This is a genomic window from Desulfitobacterium hafniense DCB-2, assembly GCF_000021925.1.
Classification (GTDB): Bacteria; Bacillota; Desulfitobacteriia; order Desulfitobacteriales; family Desulfitobacteriaceae; genus Desulfitobacterium; species Desulfitobacterium hafniense.
Genome location: NC_011830.1, coordinates 3,614,299 through 3,631,806, shown reverse-complemented (window position 1 = coordinate 3,631,806; position 17,508 = coordinate 3,614,299). Strand labels below are relative to the sequence as shown.

Sequence of the window (17,508 nt, the reverse complement as noted above, 5' to 3'; positions counted from 1 at the left end):
TAAGGAGTGGAACATTATGATTATCGTATTAAAGCGTGGAGCCGGTGAGGCAGAGGTTCAGGAAATCAATGAGCGTTTAAGCCAGGAAGGATTCAAAATTCACCTCTCCCAAGGGGTGGAGAAGATCATCATCGGTGCTGTAGGGGATCGCTCACGGCTGAAAGCCCTGGATCTGGAAGCCCTGCCTTGGGTAGAGAAAGTGGTTCCGATTCTGGCGCCGTACAAACTTGTCAGCCGTGAATTTCAGAGTGGGAATACCATTATCAAGATCGGCGATTATGAGATCGGCGGCGAAGAAATTCACGTGATGGCGGGACCCTGCAGTGTGGAAAGCCGGGCCCAGATTATCGAGACTGCCCATGCTGTTAAAGAAGCAGGAGCTACCTTCTTGAGGGGGGGAGCCTTCAAACCCCGTACTTCCCCGTATGCTTTTCAGGGCTTGGAAGAGGAGGGCTTAAAGCTTCTTGCCGAGGCCAGGGAGGAGACAGGATTGCTGGTTATAACCGAAGTAGTGGATGTGCGGGATGTGGAACTTGTAGCCCATTACGCAGATATCCTGCAAATCGGGGCCCGCAATATGCAGAACTTCTTCCTCCTGAAAGAAGTAGCCAAAACCAATAAACCCATTCTCTTAAAACGAGGACCCTCGGCAACTCTTGAAGAATGGATGATGGCCGCCGAGTACATTATGGATGGCGGCAACTACCAGGTCATGTTCTGTGAACGGGGAATTCGTACTTTTGAAACCTATACCCGGAATACCCTGGATTTAAGCATGGTTCCCGCTCTTCAATCCCTTTCCCATCTGCCGGTTATTGTCGATCCCAGTCACGGAACCGGTCGCTGGAACCTGGTGCCTCCCATGGCCAAAGCGGCGGTAGCAGCCGGAGCGGACGGTATCATTGTTGAGGTGCATCCCCAACCGGAGAAAGCCGTATCCGACGGCAAGCAGTCCTTAACTCCGGATAATTTTGCCTCGATGATGGCAGAGCTGGAGATTCTGGCTCAGGCACTGGGCAGACCGGTGAAAGGGGCTCGCCGGTGATGGAAAAAGGTCGGGAAATTATTTTGTCCGGAGGATGGACAGGGCAAAGGCAGCCCCGTGCTTGTGTCATCGGCCTCGGCCTGATTGGAGGGTCCTGGGCAGGTGCGCTGGCAGGGCAGGGGTGGTCTGTCTGCGCTGTAGAATGCCATGAAGAAAGTCTGAAAGAAGCAAAAGTTCGGGAATGGATCAAAGAGGGCTGGCAGGAGATACCGGAGAGCCTTGATGTGGATCTGGTTATCCTGGCGACGCCTGTTTCCCTGCTGGCAGAAAGTTTTGCCCGGGCCGTCGGTTGTGTGTCTGCCGGCAGCCTTATCACCGATGTAGGAAGTGTAAAAATAGACATATGCCGGGCAGCCAATCAGATGAATTCGGTCTATTTTATTGGGGGCCACCCCATGACAGGATCAGAGCAGCAGGGATTTCAAGCGGCTAAACCGAATTTATTCCAGGGCTATCCTTATGTGATTACTCCTCCCCCCTCTTGTCCTCAGGAGATGGTGGAAAAGTTTTCTCAATTGGTCCAGAGGCTTGGGGCAAGAATCGTCTCGCGGGAAGCTGAGGATCACGATGATGAAGTGGCCTTGATCAGTCACCTGCCTCATGTGCTGTCCCTTGCCCTGGCCTTAACTGCAGCAGAAGGGAATTTAAGAGGGAAACCCCTTGAAATAGCCGGTCGGAGCTTCCGGGAAATTACCCGGCTGGTGGATAGTTCGCCGGAAATGTGGCGGGATATATTGTTTTCCAACGCCTCGGCAATTCTCCGCTCCCTGGATATCTGGGAAGAAAAGGTTAAGGAGATTCGGGAGATCATCGCGGGCGCTGATGGCGAAGAGATGCTTAAAGTGTTTGCGAGGGCTCAAGGGGCCAGGAGTCAAATGCTGAACCGGAGGGAATCAGATGCAAATAAATAATGAGTCTAAAGGAATACGGATTAATCCTATGGGGCGGATTCAAGGTGAAATAGAGGTCCCTGGAGATAAGTCCATATCCCACCGGGCTGCTTTGTTCGGCGGGATGGCTCAGGGTGAAACCCATATTACCAATTTTTTGCTGGGACAGGACTGCTTAAGTACGCTGGCATGTCTGAAGACACTGGGTGTGGAATGGGAACGACGGGATGCGGAAGTCTGGATCAGAGGCCGGGGCTTTGAGAATTGGCATGAGCCCCAGGATATTTTGGATGTGGGGAATTCCGGAACCACCATGAGGCTCATGCTGGGTGTTTTAGCAGGCTGTCCCTTCAGCGCGACCTTAACCGGGGATTCTTCCATCAGGTCCCGGCCCATGGCCCGGGTAACCCTTCCTTTGCAGGAGATGGGGGCTCGCATCCTCGGCCGGCAGGAGGGAAAATATGCCCCCTTGACCATTCAAGGCGGCCTCTTACAGGGGATTCAATTCCGTTCACCTGTGGCTTCCGCTCAGGTCAAGTCTGCCATTCTTCTGGCCGGGTTAAGAGCAAAAGGGGAGACTATGGTCACAGAACCTTGTCTTTCCCGGGATCATACGGAACGAATGCTGAGGGGCTTTGGTGTGGATCTGAAGAGTGAAGGGCGCACCGCCAAGGTAAGGGGAGGAGCCGCCTTATCCGGGCAAGAGGTAGCGGTGCCGGGGGATATTTCCTCTGCAGCCTTTTTCCTGGTCCTGGGAACCCTCATTCCCCAAGGAGAACTTCTGATTAAGAATGTGGGGATGAATCCTACCCGAACAGGGATCCTGGACGCTCTTTGGCAAATGGGGGCAGATATCCAGGTAGAAGAGGAACGGGAAGAATGCGGTGAACCCCGGGCCAATCTGCGCGTACGGCCGGCCCAGCTCCATGGCATAGAGATCCAAGGCGAAATGATCCCCAAGCTCATCGATGAAGTTCCAGTTCTGGCCGTGGCGGCCAGCCTTGCCCAAGGTGAAACCGTGATTCGTGATGCTGCTGAGCTCCGGGTCAAAGAGACGGACCGGATACAGACGGTCGTCCAGGGCCTGCAGGCTCTGGGTGCCAACGCTCAGGAGCTTCCCGACGGCTTGCGGATTCAAGGGGCTAAAAGCTTGCGCGGGGGAGCCGCTCATAGTCATGGTGATCATCGCCTGGCCATGGCTTGGGTGGTGGCAGGCCTGCTTGCCGAGGAAGGGATAAGTCTGCAAGGCATCGAAGCAGCAGAGGTTTCCTTCCCTAACTTTCTGGAACTGATCCATGAGATAGCTGAATCGTAAGCTTCTTAACTTATGAACGAGATATTCTCAATAAGGTAAAGAAAACCCGGCTTCGCCGAGCCTTAAACCCATGCTGGCAAATGAGGCGAAGTCGTTGGTTGCACTTATGCTGGAGGAAAGTATGCAAGGTCGTTATACTTTCTGACAGTGCAAAAAGGACTGCTTAGCATATAAGCGGTTCTTTTTTGCTTGTTTCTATACTATTTATTTAGGAAACCGAATATTTTGATAATAGGTAAAATAATTAATTATTAAAAAAGTTGCGCAAGTAGGAAGGAATTGACACGATGATGTCGAATTTCTTCGTTCAATGCTTTTAAAATTATTTTTGGTCTAGTGGTCAGCTCGGCAGATGATAGACGGTGAGTATTAAAATTATTGGAAATTATTTATTTCACGAAGAAGGGAAACGTATTATTACGTAGAATAACAGATAAATATAAACTCAAAATTCAGATTATTGAAAGTAAGCGGAATACTTTTGAAATTTTGAAAGGGGGGATGCCTAAAGAAGAAATGACTTTGCCGGATGTCAGAAAGTTATTTTATTCCAGATTTTGGAGGTGAGAAATTCAGCAAAGATCAGCCATAAGTGAAAGGGCAGTAGATATTATGAACATTTAGATTTTACTTCTGGAAATATTACTACCCTGAAATTACTGAATTATTATTTGTCATTTTTCTTAATTGGTTTAGTAGTATTAAAAAAGTAAATCTTATTGAGCAGTTTAAAATCACGAGCGGGAGGTAAATACATGAGCATTCTATTGCAAGGATTTTTGGCCTTATTGCCGATTTTGGTTGTGGCAATTTTTCTTGTCGGCTTGAAATGGCCGGCAAGTAAAGCGATGCCCCTTTCATATATTACGGTAGTAATCGTTGGCTTGTTAGTATGGAAATTACCGGTTATCCAGATCGTTGGCGGAACAGTCAAAGGTCTCGTCGTAGCACTTAGCCTTCTCTATATTATCTTCGGTTCCGTTCTCGTCCTCTATACAATTATGGAGTCGGGCGGTTTGGCACAGATTCGGCAAAGCCTTATCGGGGTTTCTGCTGACAGACGTATTCAGGTCATCATCGTGGCCTGGCTGTTTGGTTCTTTCATTGAAGGCGCTTCCGGTTTCGGTACTCCTGCGGCTGTGGCTTGCCCCTTGATGCTGGGACTCGGCTTTCCGGCCTTTGCCGCGGTTATCGCCGGCATGATGATTCAGAGCACACCGGTTTCCTTTGGGGCGGTAGGAACTCCCATACGTACGGGAGTCGGGACCGGTTTGGGAGCCGGAACGGACCCTGGCATCAATGAATTTGCCTCTAATCTCGGCATTAATATTGTGGATGCAGCTGGCACTCTGAACCCAATTGCGTATTATGATCAATTTATCGCACTTATTGCTCATAATGTGGCTATTTTACACTTCGTCGGTGGATTTTTGACTCCCCTCTTTGTTGTCGCTTTCTTAACCAGATATTTTGGCAAGAACAAATCCTGGTCGGAAGGAATCGCTATTTGGCCCTTCGCTTTGTTCAGTGCCCTGGCTTTTACCATCCCTTACGTTCTGATTAACCGTTTTGTCAATTACGAGTTAACCTCGATGCTGGGAGCCCTCATTGGGTTGGTTATCGTTATCTTCGCCGCCAAAAACAAGTTCCTTACCCCTAAAGAAGAAGATACCTGGGATTTCATAGATAAGAAAGATTGGGATCCTTCCTGGACGGGCAATATTGAGGTTCACTATGTTGAAAAGCCCGGCGGTATGTCAACATTGGTCGCTTGGCTGCCTTACATTTTTGTAGCGGGCCTGATCCTCATTACCCGTTTCATACCCCCGCTTAAAGCCTTTTTAAACGATGTGGCGATTACTTATCCGGCCATCGGGGGCTTGACTGAAAAATGGGTCATTCTTTATTCACCGGGCACGATCTTTATTATTGTTTCCCTGCTGACCTTCCTGGTTCATGGGATGAAAACAGATTCCTACGTCAAAGCCTGGAAACAAGCAGGTAAAGTCACTGCCGGTGCCAGCGTGGCCTTGATTTTCACCGTGCCCATGGTTCAAGTGTTCATCAACTCCGGTGGCGGAGCCGCCGAACTGCTCAAGATGCCCTATGCCTTGGCTGAAGCCACTTACCAATTAGCAGGCGGATTGTGGCCGTTGTTTGCACCGATTATCGGTGGTTTAGGCGCTTTTGTCGCCGGTTCCAATACCGTCAGCAATATGACCTTCTCCTTGTTCCAGTTCCAGACTGCTCAGCTGATTGTAGACGGCAATCCTGCCCTGGCTCCCATGGCAATGCAGTGGCCCCTTTGGGTTGTTGCTCTCCAGGCCATTGGCGGTGCAGCAGGAAACGTTATTTGCATCCACAACGTTGTAGCTGCTTCTGCTGTGGTTGGCTTCCTGGGCAGAGAAGGGGAGACCATCAGAAAGACCTTTATGTTCTTCCTCTACTATGCCTTTATTCCCGGTGCCTTTGGTTATTCGCTTCTGTACTGGAACGCCCAAGGACCGTTTAACTTAGGTTCAATCATTCTTGCCGTGTTCTATGCAGTATTGATCTATGTTATAGCCACGAACAAAAACAGGCTTAAAAAGTTGAACACATCCATACCCAAAAGCATCAATACTTGATTTATTTACTCCTTAAGGGAACTGTCGCAGTTAGACAGACTGAAAACAAGCAAAAGACGGCTTCTGGCATTCAGCCAGAAGCCGTCTTTTGCCGTAGATTCATTGGCCAAAATAGCGTGGTAATAAAAAATGGGTCGAAAAAAGAGGAAATAAAGGGATTAGGTCGAATTATAGGAATATGCTAAGCATTTAGAAAATATAGAATTAATAGTATAAACATCCTTCCAAGTATCTTGAGAAAATTTTAATTATTGTAAATTTTCAAATTAAAAGAAGGAATATTAAGCTCTTTGTCGAAATAGTAAAACAAAGGCTGGTCTAGCCAGATGATATATTATCATTTGACTATTTTTTTTACGCTTAAAGGGGGGATGCTTATTGAGGTAAATGATATTTTAGAAATCAGCTTTAGAAACTAAATACTTTCTGGAAAACGATGAACAAGCAAACAAAGATTAAATGAGTATTATTTAGAGAAAAATTGAGGAGGTCTATAATGAGTACAGGACTATTAGCCATCCTATCATTGATGCCAATCTTAGTCGTTGCAATCTTTCTGGTCGGCTTAAAGTGGCCCGCCAGTAAAGCGATGCCAATTTCTTTTGTAGTAGCAGTGGTACTAGCCCTTTTTGTATGGAAAGTTCCGGGCGCCCAGGTCGGTGCAGCCACGGTTAATGGTATTGTCACTGCCATCACGCTCTTATATATTATTTTCGGCTCCATCCTGCTTCTGAACACCTTGCAGGAGAGCGGCGGGCTTCAAACCATTCGGAATGGTTTTACCGATATCACTCCTGACCGTCGTATTCAGGTTATTATTGTAGCTTGGCTTTTTGGTTCCTTTATCGAAGGCTCCTCCGGCTTCGGTACACCTGCCGCAGTAGCCGTTCCTTTGATGGTCGGTCTTGGTTTCCCGGCTATGGCGGCCGTTGTGGCAGGGATGATGATCCAGAGTACTCCCGTTTCTTTCGGTGCAGTTGGAACACCAATGCTCACCGGGGTAAGTTCGGGGTTGAAAACTGTGGAACTCGAAGCTTATGCTTCCAGCTTAGGATTCTCTGACTGGCATAATTTCATAGCCTTTGGTATCGCCAATAAGGTTGCCTTGCTGCATGTCACAGCCGGTATCTTAATGCCCCTCTTCGTCGTTGCCTTCATGACCCGTTTCTTTGGCAAAAACAAATCCTTTAGTGAAGGTCTTGCCGTATGGCCATTTGCCATCTTTGCAGCTTTAGCCATGACTGTTCCTTATCTGATCGTTGCCAACCTGCTCGGACCTGAATTCCCCTCTATGCTGGGTGGTCTGATTGGTCTGGCAATCGTGGTTCCGGCCGCTAAAAAAGGATTCCTTATGCCGAAAGGTGAAGCTTGGGATTTCGATGAGAAGAAAAACTGGGATCCATCCTGGACGGGCAGTGTTGAAATCCAAAATATTGCCGCTAAAAATAAGATGAGTGGATTAGTAGCCTGGATGCCCTATGTTCTCATTGGCTTAACCCTCGTGGCTACTCGTGTCTCCTTCTTACCTTTAGCAACCCTTCTTAAGAAAGCAAAAATTGTTATCCCCAATATTTTTGGAACAAGCATATCAGCTTCTTGGGAAATTCTGTTTTCCCCAGGATCGGCTTTCATCTTTGTCACCATTATTACTTTCTTCCTCCATAAAATGGATGGAGCGGCTTATGGCCGGGCATGGAAGAGTTCCTTCAAAACCATGCTGGGTGCCGGTTCTGCGTTGATCTTCACAGTGCCCATGGTTCAAGTGTTTATGAACTCTGGCGGTGGTTTAGCAGGATTTGAAAAGATGCCTATCGTTCTTGCTGAAGCAGTTGCAGGTTTAGCAGGCTCCGCATGGCCCCTCTTTGCTCCCACCATCGGTGGTCTGGGTGCCTTCGTAGCCGGCAGTAACACCGTATCAAATATGATGTTCTCTTTGTTCCAGTTTGGTGTAGGTGAGCGGATTGCTGTCGATCCGACCTGGATTGTCGCTCTTCAAGCCGTCGGCGGTGCAGCGGGCAATATTATCTGCGTCCACAACGTTGTTGCTGCATCGGCAGTCGTAGGTCTTCTGGGAAAAGAAGGTCTGGTTATCCGCAAAACATTCTTCCCCTTCCTCTACTATGCATTCCTTCCTGCAGCCATCGGCTACTCGATTATCTATACTCCGGCATCGAGTATTTTCAACATTGGTACGATTATCGCTGTGGCAGTATACACAGCGGCAATAGTCATTATTGCTACCAATAAAGGAAGACTGGCTAAACTTCCTCCGATGACACCGAATAGAAAAATCAACGCCTAGAGGCATTTCCGGGACGGACTAAGCAAGTTCAGGGATGGCTGGAGCATTTATGCTGCCAGCCATTCTTTTTTTCTCAGCACCACCAAAAGTATGCGCAAGGATGTTGTCGGCACTCTACTGGGAACCCAAAGGAGACTCCGAAGGATAACGGATGACGGCATCAAGATAAACATAGTGGTCATCATGCTCCTGCCGTACCATGCCGAGGATGCCGGGATCTTTCATCTCATCCAAGTAATGCTGAACAAAAAGCTGATAGGCCTGTTCATCCCAGGGATCAGTGAATTCAGCCACCCCGTCGAGGTAAACAGGAAGAGGAATTTTCAACCGCTTATGAAAAACCTGCAGTGTGGTAACAGGGGCAGTATCCACAACAATTGAATCGATGCCATCCATGCTTTGACCTCCCGGACACTTTGTTTTACAATAAGAATAGTATTGCCATAAACTCAATTAATTAGCAAATGGTAATGGTGAGGTGAGGGGAATCGAAAATCAAGAGCATGAACTAAAACAGGAACCCCATCTAAAGCAGGAAGATGGACCAGAGATGATGCCCAGAAAATTAACTTGGGTTGACTTATTTTATGCCCTTCTGGGCATCATCTTTCTTTATCTCGGTGTAGGCTATGTCATGGCCTGGTTCGCCAGTTGGTGGGAATATGAGCGTGTTCTGCTTTATGTTAATGGCTTTGTGACCCAAGGTATGTTTCTGGTTGTTATTATAGCCATCATGAAAGTCCGCCGCTGGACCTGGAGTGATTTGGGATGGAAGGATGTTAAGGGCAGATATGTGGGAAGTGTAATCGCCTTTTATATACTGACCTGGATTATTAATATTTTTTATGCAGCGTATTTGCTGCAGAAAGGATTTACCCCTCCGGATACAGATGTTTATACACAATTAATGGGCAATGCCACGGTGGTGACCTTTTGCCTTAATCTTATCCTGGCCGGCATGCTGGCCCCGATTATTGAAGAGACCATGTTTCGCGGAATTATCTTCGGCAGTTTGCAGACTTATATGGGTAAGTGGACTGCAGCGGCCGTAAGTGCGGCGATTTTTTCCGGACTGCATTTGCAGTCTTACGGCTTTCTGCCCCGTTTTGTTCTGGGGATGGTCCTGGCTTATCTTGTAATGAAGCATAAGTCCATCAAACCTGCCGTAGCTTTACATGCCGTCAATAATATTGTGGCCTTGCTTTTAGTTGCTCTTTCCGAGGGACTGGTGTGAGGGAAGGATGAAGAACGGATTGTTGGTCAGGGGCCATTATGGTATAATAAACTGTCGTTTTGAAGTTGGCCAAAATTGAGGGTGTTACTGTGAAAAAAAATCTTCAGATAGCAATTGACGGCCCTGCCGGTGCGGGAAAAAGTACAATTGCCAAGGCAATCGCCAGGCAGTTGGGATTTTTTTATGTCGATACAGGAGCAATGTACAGAGCCATAGCTTACAAAGCTTTGCGCCTGAATATAGCGCTTACACAGGAAGAGGAGATTGCGGGCATGGCCCGGCAAACGGAGATCACTCTGGAACACTCAGCGGCAAGAAGGGTGTTTTGTGATGGCCTGGATGTTACGGAAGCCATACGCAGCCCTGAAGTATCCCGTTCGGTTTCCATCATTGCCGCTTACCCCGAAGTCAGAGAACGCTTGGTAGAACTCCAGCGGCAGGAAGCCGGGCAGGGAGGGGTGGTCATGGACGGCAGGGATATCGGAACCTATGTCCTGCCTGATGCCGACCTCAAAATCTTCCTGACCGCTTCATCTGAAGAAAGGGCCCGGCGGCGTTGGCTGGAACTTCAGCGAGCCGGAAAAGAGCTGTCCCTGGCTGAGGTGCAAAGGGACATGGATGCCCGGGATCACTATGATCAGCAAAGGGCTGTCTCTCCTTTAATTCCGGCGGCGGATGCGATTTTGCTGGATACGACCGGTTTGCAGATCGAGGAGATTGTTGACCGTATCCTCAGCTTATTCAATGATAAAGTGGAGACAGGGTACGTAAGGAGTCAGAACCAATGAACCTATATCAGTTTCTTAAAAGGATATTCCGCCTCCAGTTTCGAGTGATGGGCTGGAAAATCCATGGTGTTGAGAATCTCCCCAAGGAGGGACCGGTGATCATAGTCAGCAACCATGTCAGCATCTGGGATCCCGTGGTAGCTGCCTGCAGTGTTCCCCGGGATGTTTCCTTTATGGCTAAGGAAGAACTATTCGCCAACCCCCTTTTGGGGGGGATTTTTCGCAGATTGGGAGCATTCCCCGTCAAGCGGGGACAAGGAGATACCAGCGCGATTCGCAATTCCCTGAAGGTTCTTAAGGAGGAGAAAGTTCTGGGACTTTTTCCCGAAGGAACCCGCTCTAAAACCGGTGCAATACAAAAGGGGTTTCCCGGGATGATTTTGTTGATGGAAAAAAGCCAGGCTCCCATCGTGCCTGTGCGGGTCAATGGAACTCAAAATCTTTTTGTGCGGGGATGGGGACACCTGGAAGTCATTGTGGGAAAACCGATCTTTCCTGAACAGCTCAAAGCGCCTGAAGGGGTTGAGAACCGCAGAGAGTGGGCTGCCGACCAAATCATGAAGGCCATTGTGGAATTAAAAGCCTAGATTATTTGTCCGTAAACGGACAATGAATTTTTTTTCTCAGAGAGGGCAATTTAATTCTAATGAAGGAATTTTGGGAATTATAGCGAATTTTAAGCGTAATGCGAGTTAAGGAGGGGCAAACTTGAAAATCATCCGGGCAGAAAAAGCCGGATTTTGCTTTGGTGTTAAACGAGCTTTGGATATGGCGGAGCGAACAGTTCAATCTTCAAGTACCGCTTCTTTGGGTCCCTTAATTCATAACCAACAGGTTGTGGAAAAAATGGAGAAACAAGGGGTTCGTGTCGTCGGGGAAGTGAAGGAGACTCAAGCCGGGGACACCTTGATTATCCGCTCCCACGGAGTGCCTCCGGATATCTATGAGGAAGCCCGGCGCTGTCAAGTCAAGGTGGTGGATGCTACCTGCCCCTTTGTGCAAAAGGCTCAGCGGCTGGCGGCAGAATCTTCCCAGTCCGGTCAGGTCGTGGTGGTGGGGGATCGGCAGCACCCGGAAGTCCAGGGGATTTTAGGCTGGGCCGGCGGCAATGCCATTGCTATTGAGACCCTTGAGGAAGCCAGGGAACTCCCCTTTTATGAGCAGCTCTCCGTGCTTGCTCAAACAACCCAGCCGGCTGCTAATTTCCACGGGATTGTGGATGAGTTAAAAACCCATACTCACGCGCTCAAGGTACATAATACGATTTGTAATGCCACTGAAGAGCGGCAGACCGTGGCCCGTGAATTGGCCGGCAAAGTTGATGTGATGATTGTGGTTGGGGGCAAAAACAGTGCCAACACCAGAAAACTGGCGGGGATTTGCTCTGAACGAACTCAGACCTATCTCATCGAAACCGCCGACGAATTGGAAGATAACTGGTTCACAGGGGTGGTCACCGTAGGATTAACGGCGGGAGCCTCGACACCAGATTGGATTATTGAGGAGGTTTATAGGAAGATGTCAACAATGGAAAACAAGGAAACTCATGAAATGATGAATATGGAGGACTGGGCCGAAGGAATGCAAAATTTGCACCGGGGAGCTCTGGTCACAGGAACTGTGGTGAAAATCAATCACGATGAAGTATTTGTCGATTTAGGTTGGAAATCGGAGGGCGTTATCGCTTTGAAAGAGCTTACCGTAGCTTCCGATCTGCAGACCAGCGATATTGTAGCCATCGGCGATCAAATCAGCGCCGTTGTTCTCCGTGTGGAGAATGAAGAAGGGAACCCGGTGCTCTCTAAACGCCGGGCTGATGAAATGGCTGCCGTGGATAAGCTGAAAGAATTAGCGGAGAGTAAAGAAGAGATTCAAGGAAAAGTGGCCGATGTGGTCAAAGGCGGGCTGATTGTTGATGTAGGTATGCGCGGCTTTGTTCCTGCCTCTCAAATTCAACCGGGTTACGTGGAGGATTTGAACCAATTTAAAGGCCAAACCCTCCGTCTCAGAGTGATCGAGTTTGATCCGGCTAAGCGGCGCGTGGTCCTTTCCCAGAAAGAAATCCTCCAAGAAGAGCAAGCGGCTAAGAAAGAGCATCTCCTGGCGACCCTTCAGGAAGGGGATGTGGTCAGCGGTGTAGTGAAGAGGCTGGCTCAGTTCGGTGCTTTTGTGGATATCGGCGGAGTGGATGGACTGCTTCATGTTTCCGATATAGCCTATACCCGGATTAAGCATCCTTCTGAATATGTCAATGTGGGGGATGAAGTAGAAGTCCAAATCCTCAAAGTGGATAAAGAGCAGGGCAAAATTTCTCTGGGTCTGAAACAATTAAAACCCAGCCCCTGGGAAAGTGCTCCTGAAAAATATGCCTTAGGCTCTTTGGTTACTGGAAAAGTAGTGCGCATCGCCCCCTTCGGAGCCTTTGTCCAACTGGAGGATGGCATCGATGCTCTGATTCATATTTCCCAGCTTTCCGAAAAGCGGGTCAATAAAGTTGAAGATGTAGTGAAAGTCGGTGACATGGTTCAGGCTAAGGTCATTGAATGCAAGCCGGAAGAGAAGCGGATTAGCTTAAGTATCCGTGAAGCCGCTGCCGAAGCACAGGCTACGGAAGATGCAGAACTCTTGGCCAGTCAGCCTGAAGCACCTCAGGTTACCATCGGTGATGTGGTTCAATCTGAATCAGAATCCTAAAAGATAAAACGTGATCATTTGGCATGTATGACTTCTTGCAAGGTTGCAGGAAGTCATTTGCTGTCCGTAGAAATAATCCACTGATGAAAGTTAAAGTGAGGGATCAGCAGTGCCGAAAAAACGCAAACGCTCTCTGCTTGGAAAAATGCCCAAACCCTTGCATGAGGTGGATTTTTACTTATCAATAGCGGTTCTTGCCATCCTCGCTTTTGGGATGGTCATGGTGCTTACGGCCGGTTCGGTGCGAGGCTACAACGAGAATGATAATACCTTCTTCTATGTGCTGAGGCAGGGAAGGTGGGCTTTACTGGGGGGCTTTGCGGCACTGATCATGACCAGAATCCCTTATCCTTTGCTCAAGAAATTCGCCGGTATCGGGATGGGTGTTACGTTGATTCTTCTGGCCCTGGTCCTTGGCTCGGATAGTGGTGTTGAAGCGGGTGGAGCTTCCCGCTGGCTGCAAATCGGCCCTGTGCAGATCCAGCCTTCGGAAATTGCCAAAATCGCCATGATCCTTTTTCTGGTCAACTATATTGATCGTTATCCCCTGAAAAGCTTGAGGGATTTGGCCTGGCCGTCCCTCATCCTGATTCCTCTTTTTGCTTTGGTCTACAAACAGCCTGATTTAGGAACGACCATGGTTCTGGTGTTTACGGCCGCCGCCCTTATCTGGCAGACAGAGCTGTCGGCGCTGTGGTTTATCCTGGCGGTTCCTTGTTTGGGCGGTCCTCTTCTCTACCTGATTTATAACACTTCCTACCAGTGGAAGCGCATTGTCGTTTGGCTGGATCCCTGGAAATATGCCATGAACGCGGGGTATCAGATTACCAATGCGCAAATTGCCTTCGGGTCGGGGGGGATTTTCGGTGTGGGCTTAGGACGAAGTATGCAAAAATTCGGCTACCTGCCGGAGACCTATACGGATATGATCTTTGCTTTAATTGGCGAAGAGCTGGGATTGATGGGTGCCTTATTATTGATCAGCTTGTTTATCCTCTGCTATGGAAGAGGATTCTATATCGCCAGACAATGCCCGGACCGCTTCGGACGCTTGCTGGCTTTTGGGATTACCTTTTCCCTGGCTGTTCAAACCGGGATCAATCTTGGTGTCGTCACAGGAGTATTGCCTGTCACCGGAATTACCCTGCCCTTAGTCTCTTACGGAGGGAGCTCCTTGGTGATTACTTTGGTGGAGATTGGCATCCTGCTGAATATTTCCCGATACAGCAAGATATCCAGGCCTCATGGGCGCTCTTCAGCTATGACCCCGGTTGAAGGACGGGCTTTGCGGGAATAATAGGAAAAGTCAAGCATAGGAGGGATGGGCTTGGTTTTTCCTTTAGGAGAGTGGCTGCTCCTTAGTCTGGGTTTTTTGGCCTGGATGGAGTGGCCCTGTTTCCATATTGAAAAAGGCTTGAGGATGATCCCTTTGGCTTGGGTTCTGGGCTGGATTGCGGAACATAATGTCGCCTTTTCTCCGCCCTGGGATTGGCACTTTCCGCGGATCTTTGTCCTGATAACCCTTACCTTAGTGGCCTGGAAGAAGACCGAAGAGCGAAAATACCCAGGTATTCTTTTGGCAAGCTTTTGCTTAGTGGCTCAGGATTTGTTCGTACTCAATGAGCCGGGTATTTTTGCCTATGAACAATGGCTCTTTGCAGGGTTCTTTGTAGCGGTGGCCTTTTTCAGTACCCGCAGTCAGTGGGGCATGATCGCCGCTCTTGGCGGAGGGATGCTTATAAGCATGGCCTTCACCGTCTTTTTGTTTGACGGAGTGGTGAGATATTATACGATTCCCAATGCCTTCCTTTGGCACTTCAGCATTGGGGCCTGCGCCATCATTGCTGTGCTCAGAGAAGTTCGGGAACATTACCAAACCAGAAAAGCCTTAAGCCTCTTGCCGATGGCTGCTCCTCAGGAATCACAAGCGGAAGAAGGCAGTGTTTATAGAAAGGATGACTAACTTGGCACAAGGTTTAGTCGTTGCGGCTGTCCATGCAGGCAGTATCGCCGAAGAGATGGAGATAGAATGTGGTGATCAGATCCTTGCCATTGATGGACAGGAGATTGGGGATATTATTGACTTTCAGTATTTAACCGCGGAAGATGAGTTTACCTTGCTGCTGGAAAAGGCCGGTGGAGAGCTTTGGGAACTGGAGATTGAACGTTCCTACGGCGAGGAATTGGGCATGGAGGTTCAGGCTGTCAGTTCCCACGGTCTAAAGTTATGCCGGAACAATTGTATCTTCTGTTTTGTAGCCCAGATGCCCCAAGGAATGAGAGCCAGCCTCTATGATAAAGATGATGATTACCGCCTTTCCCTGACCCAGGGGAGCTTTATCACCCTTTCCAACTTAGATGAGGATGAGTTTGAGAGGATCCTTAAGTTCCATCTTAGTCCCTTATACGTTTCGGTTCACGCCTGGGATGCCGAAGCCCGGGTCCGCCTGATGAAGAATCCCAGGGCAGGTGATTTATCCTCGCAATTAAAGCGGCTTGCCGAAGCGGGGATCCAAATTCATTCCCAAATCGTTTTGGTACCAGGTTATAATGATGGAGAGGTGCTTGAGCAGACCGTAGGTGAGCTGGGAAACCTTCACCCCTCGGTGCAATCCATCGCGGTGGTGCCTGTAGGTTTAACAAAGCATCGGGCAAATCTCCCGGATTTACGCCCTTTTACTCCTGAGGAAGCCTGGAGTATTTTAGCTAAGGGTGAAATGTGGCAAAAGGAGTACCGCCGGAAAACAGGTCGCAGTCTGGTGTATTTTTCCGACGAATTCTATGCTTCGGCAGGACGGGACTACCCATCTATAGAGATCTATGATGATTTCGCCCAGTTGGAAAACGGTGTGGGCATGGCCAGCAAATTCCGCCAGGAATTCGATCATGCTCGGCAAAGTCTTCCTCCTGCCATCCCGCAACGGAAGGTGCACTTGATTACCGGGGTGTCGGCGGCTCCCTTTTTCGAGGATTTGCTAAAAAAGTTAACGCCTATTGAAGGTTTGACTGTCCAACGTCATACTATTATTAATAGTTTCTTTGGCCCCACGGTGACCGTGGCAGGCTTGTTGACCGCTCAGGATATTGCCGGGCAGATAGGTAATATTAAAGGAGAGATTTTTTTAATTCCACGGGTGATGCTTAAAGCAGATGAAGAGGTATTTCTGGATGATCGAAGCGTGGAATGGCTGGCTGAAGAGCTGCAGGGGATACCTTTGGTGGTTGAGAACCAGGGGAGGGCTTTCCTGGAAGCAGTGACCGGATTGGATTTGGAGGGTGAAGATTGTGAGTAAACCAGTTGTAGCTATCGTGGGAAGGCCTAATGTAGGAAAGTCAACCCTGTTCAACCGCTTGGCAGGGGGGCTTGTGGCTATCGTGGAGAACCGGCCCGGTGTGACACGGGACCGGCTCTATCGGGATTCTGAGTGGTTGGGGCGTAAATTTACAATTATTGATACGGGGGGTATCGAATTTGTCAACGAAAACACCTCCATAAGCGCACAAATGCGCCGTCAGGCGGAGATTGCTATCGAAGAGGCAGATGTGATCGTCTTTGTGATCGATGCCCAAATTTCGCCGACTCCTGATGATGATATGATTGCTCAGACCTTAAGGCGATCAGGAAAGCCGGTGATTTTAGCCGCTAACAAAGTGGAGAATTTCGCTAAAACGGAGCTCTATGAGTTTTATAATCTGGGTTTAGGGGAACCTGTCCCGATCTCGGCAGTTCATGGTATGAATATCGGCGATTTGCTGGATGAGGTGGTTTCCCATTTTCCCGAGGACATTGAGGAAGAGGTGGACCCGGATACCATCCGGATCGCTGTGGTCGGCCGTCCCAATGTGGGGAAATCTTCTTTGGTGAACACCCTGCTGGGAGAAGAGCGGGTGATTGTCAGCAACATTCCCGGCACCACCCGGGATGCCATCGATTCTGCCTTTGAGCATGAGGGCAAGCATTATATCATTATCGATACGGCCGGGATGAGAAGAAAGGGCCGCATCGAGGAATTGACCGAACAATACAGCGTCTCCCGTTCTTTGCGTGCCGTGGATCGTTCCGATGTGATTCTGATGCTGCTCGATGCCGGTGAAGGGGTTACGGAACAGGATAAGAAGATTGCCGGATATGCCCATGAGGCGGGCAAAGGGATCGTCTTAGTGGTCAATAAATGGGATCTGATTGAAAAAGATGATAAGACCATGAACCGCTTTGAAAAGGATATCCGGGAGGAATTGGGCTTTATGCAATATGCCCCGACTCTCTTTATCTCAGCCAAAACCGGGCAGCGGGTCACTAAGCTTTTGGATTTAGTAGACTTTGTGGCCGAGCAGAATTCGACCCGTGTAGCCACAGCTACCCTGAATACCTTAGTGAGAGAGTGGGTCCATCTCAATCCCCCTCCCACGGATAAGGGACGGCGGTTAAAGGTTCTTTATGCCACCCAGGTGGGAGTAAAACCACCGACCTTTGTCTTCTTTGTCAATGATCATGAGTTAATGCATTTTTCTTATCGCAGATATTTGGAAAATCAGCTGCGCAGCAGCTTTGGGTTTGAGGGTTCACCGATTCGGATGATTGTGAGACAAAAGGATGAAGAGAGGGAATAAGG

14 protein-coding genes are annotated in these 17,508 nt (G+C 48.8%); 13 read left to right on the top strand and 1 reads right to left on the bottom strand.

What is annotated here, in order from left to right:
- The first annotated feature begins 16 nt into the window (after window positions 1-16).
- From aroF to DHAF_RS16920, 5 genes are all read left to right on the top strand, one after another.
- Window positions 17-1,045 (top strand): 3-deoxy-7-phosphoheptulonate synthase, encoded by a 1,029-nt coding sequence (aroF, locus tag DHAF_RS16945; RefSeq protein ID WP_011460211.1) that lies wholly within the window; start codon window positions 17-19, stop codon window positions 1,043-1,045.
- Window positions 1,045-1,956 (top strand): prephenate dehydrogenase, encoded by a 912-nt coding sequence (locus DHAF_RS16940; RefSeq protein ID WP_015944587.1) that lies wholly within the window; start codon window positions 1,045-1,047, stop codon window positions 1,954-1,956. The genes aroF and DHAF_RS16940 overlap by 1 nt, the downstream gene beginning before the upstream one ends.
- Complete coding sequence (gene aroA, locus DHAF_RS16935) at window positions 1,943-3,250, top strand: 3-phosphoshikimate 1-carboxyvinyltransferase (protein ID WP_011460209.1); 1,308 nt, start codon at window positions 1,943-1,945, stop codon at window positions 3,248-3,250. Before DHAF_RS16940 ends, aroA begins: the two co-directional genes overlap by 14 nt.
- A 755-nt stretch (window positions 3,251-4,005) precedes the next feature.
- On the top strand, window positions 4,006-5,877 hold the full coding sequence (locus DHAF_RS16925; protein WP_015944586.1) for an L-lactate permease: 1,872 nt from the start codon (window positions 4,006-4,008) through the stop codon (window positions 5,875-5,877).
- A 496-nt stretch (window positions 5,878-6,373) separates the two neighbouring features.
- Complete coding sequence (locus DHAF_RS16920; protein WP_005811125.1) at window positions 6,374-8,179, top strand: L-lactate permease; 1,806 nt, start codon at window positions 6,374-6,376, stop codon at window positions 8,177-8,179.
- Window positions 8,180-8,293: 114 nt separating this feature from the next.
- Here DHAF_RS16920 and DHAF_RS16915 read toward each other — a convergent pair whose 3' ends face one another.
- A complete protein-coding gene (locus DHAF_RS16915; RefSeq protein WP_011460206.1) occupies window positions 8,294-8,632 on the bottom strand; it encodes a hypothetical protein in 339 nt (112 codons plus the stop codon).
- A 25-nt stretch (window positions 8,633-8,657) separates the two neighbouring features.
- Here DHAF_RS16915 and DHAF_RS16910 point away from each other — a divergent pair, with 25 nt between their 5' ends.
- From DHAF_RS16910 to der, 8 genes are all read left to right on the top strand, one after another.
- A complete protein-coding gene (locus DHAF_RS16910) occupies window positions 8,658-9,413 on the top strand; it encodes a CPBP family intramembrane glutamic endopeptidase (protein ID WP_011460205.1) in 756 nt (251 codons plus the stop codon).
- 89 nt (window positions 9,414-9,502) lie between these two features.
- Complete coding sequence (cmk, locus tag DHAF_RS16905) at window positions 9,503-10,201, top strand: (d)CMP kinase (protein ID WP_011460204.1); 699 nt, start codon at window positions 9,503-9,505, stop codon at window positions 10,199-10,201.
- On the top strand, window positions 10,198-10,788 hold the full coding sequence (locus DHAF_RS16900) for a lysophospholipid acyltransferase family protein (RefSeq protein ID WP_011460203.1): 591 nt from the start codon (window positions 10,198-10,200) through the stop codon (window positions 10,786-10,788). The genes cmk and DHAF_RS16900 overlap by 4 nt, the downstream gene beginning before the upstream one ends.
- Before the next feature lie 121 nt (window positions 10,789-10,909).
- Complete coding sequence (locus DHAF_RS16895) at window positions 10,910-12,895, top strand: bifunctional 4-hydroxy-3-methylbut-2-enyl diphosphate reductase/30S ribosomal protein S1 (RefSeq protein ID WP_015944583.1); 1,986 nt, start codon at window positions 10,910-10,912, stop codon at window positions 12,893-12,895.
- Window positions 12,896-13,004: 109 nt separating this feature from the next.
- On the top strand, window positions 13,005-14,192 hold the full coding sequence (gene ftsW / locus DHAF_RS16890) for a putative lipid II flippase FtsW (protein WP_015944582.1): 1,188 nt from the start codon (window positions 13,005-13,007) through the stop codon (window positions 14,190-14,192).
- Window positions 14,193-14,216: 24 nt separating this feature from the next.
- A complete protein-coding gene (locus tag DHAF_RS16885) occupies window positions 14,217-14,858 on the top strand; it encodes a hypothetical protein (RefSeq protein WP_018212810.1) in 642 nt (213 codons plus the stop codon).
- Complete coding sequence (locus DHAF_RS16880; RefSeq protein ID WP_035242874.1) at window positions 14,851-16,188, top strand: radical SAM protein; 1,338 nt, start codon at window positions 14,851-14,853, stop codon at window positions 16,186-16,188. Before DHAF_RS16885 ends, DHAF_RS16880 begins: the two co-directional genes overlap by 8 nt.
- Window positions 16,181-17,506: a ribosome biogenesis GTPase Der gene (gene der, locus DHAF_RS16875; RefSeq protein WP_015944579.1), complete on the top strand. Its 1,326-nt coding sequence runs from the start codon at window positions 16,181-16,183 to the stop codon at window positions 17,504-17,506. Before DHAF_RS16880 ends, der begins: the two co-directional genes overlap by 8 nt.
- Window positions 17,507-17,508 lie beyond the last annotated feature (2 nt).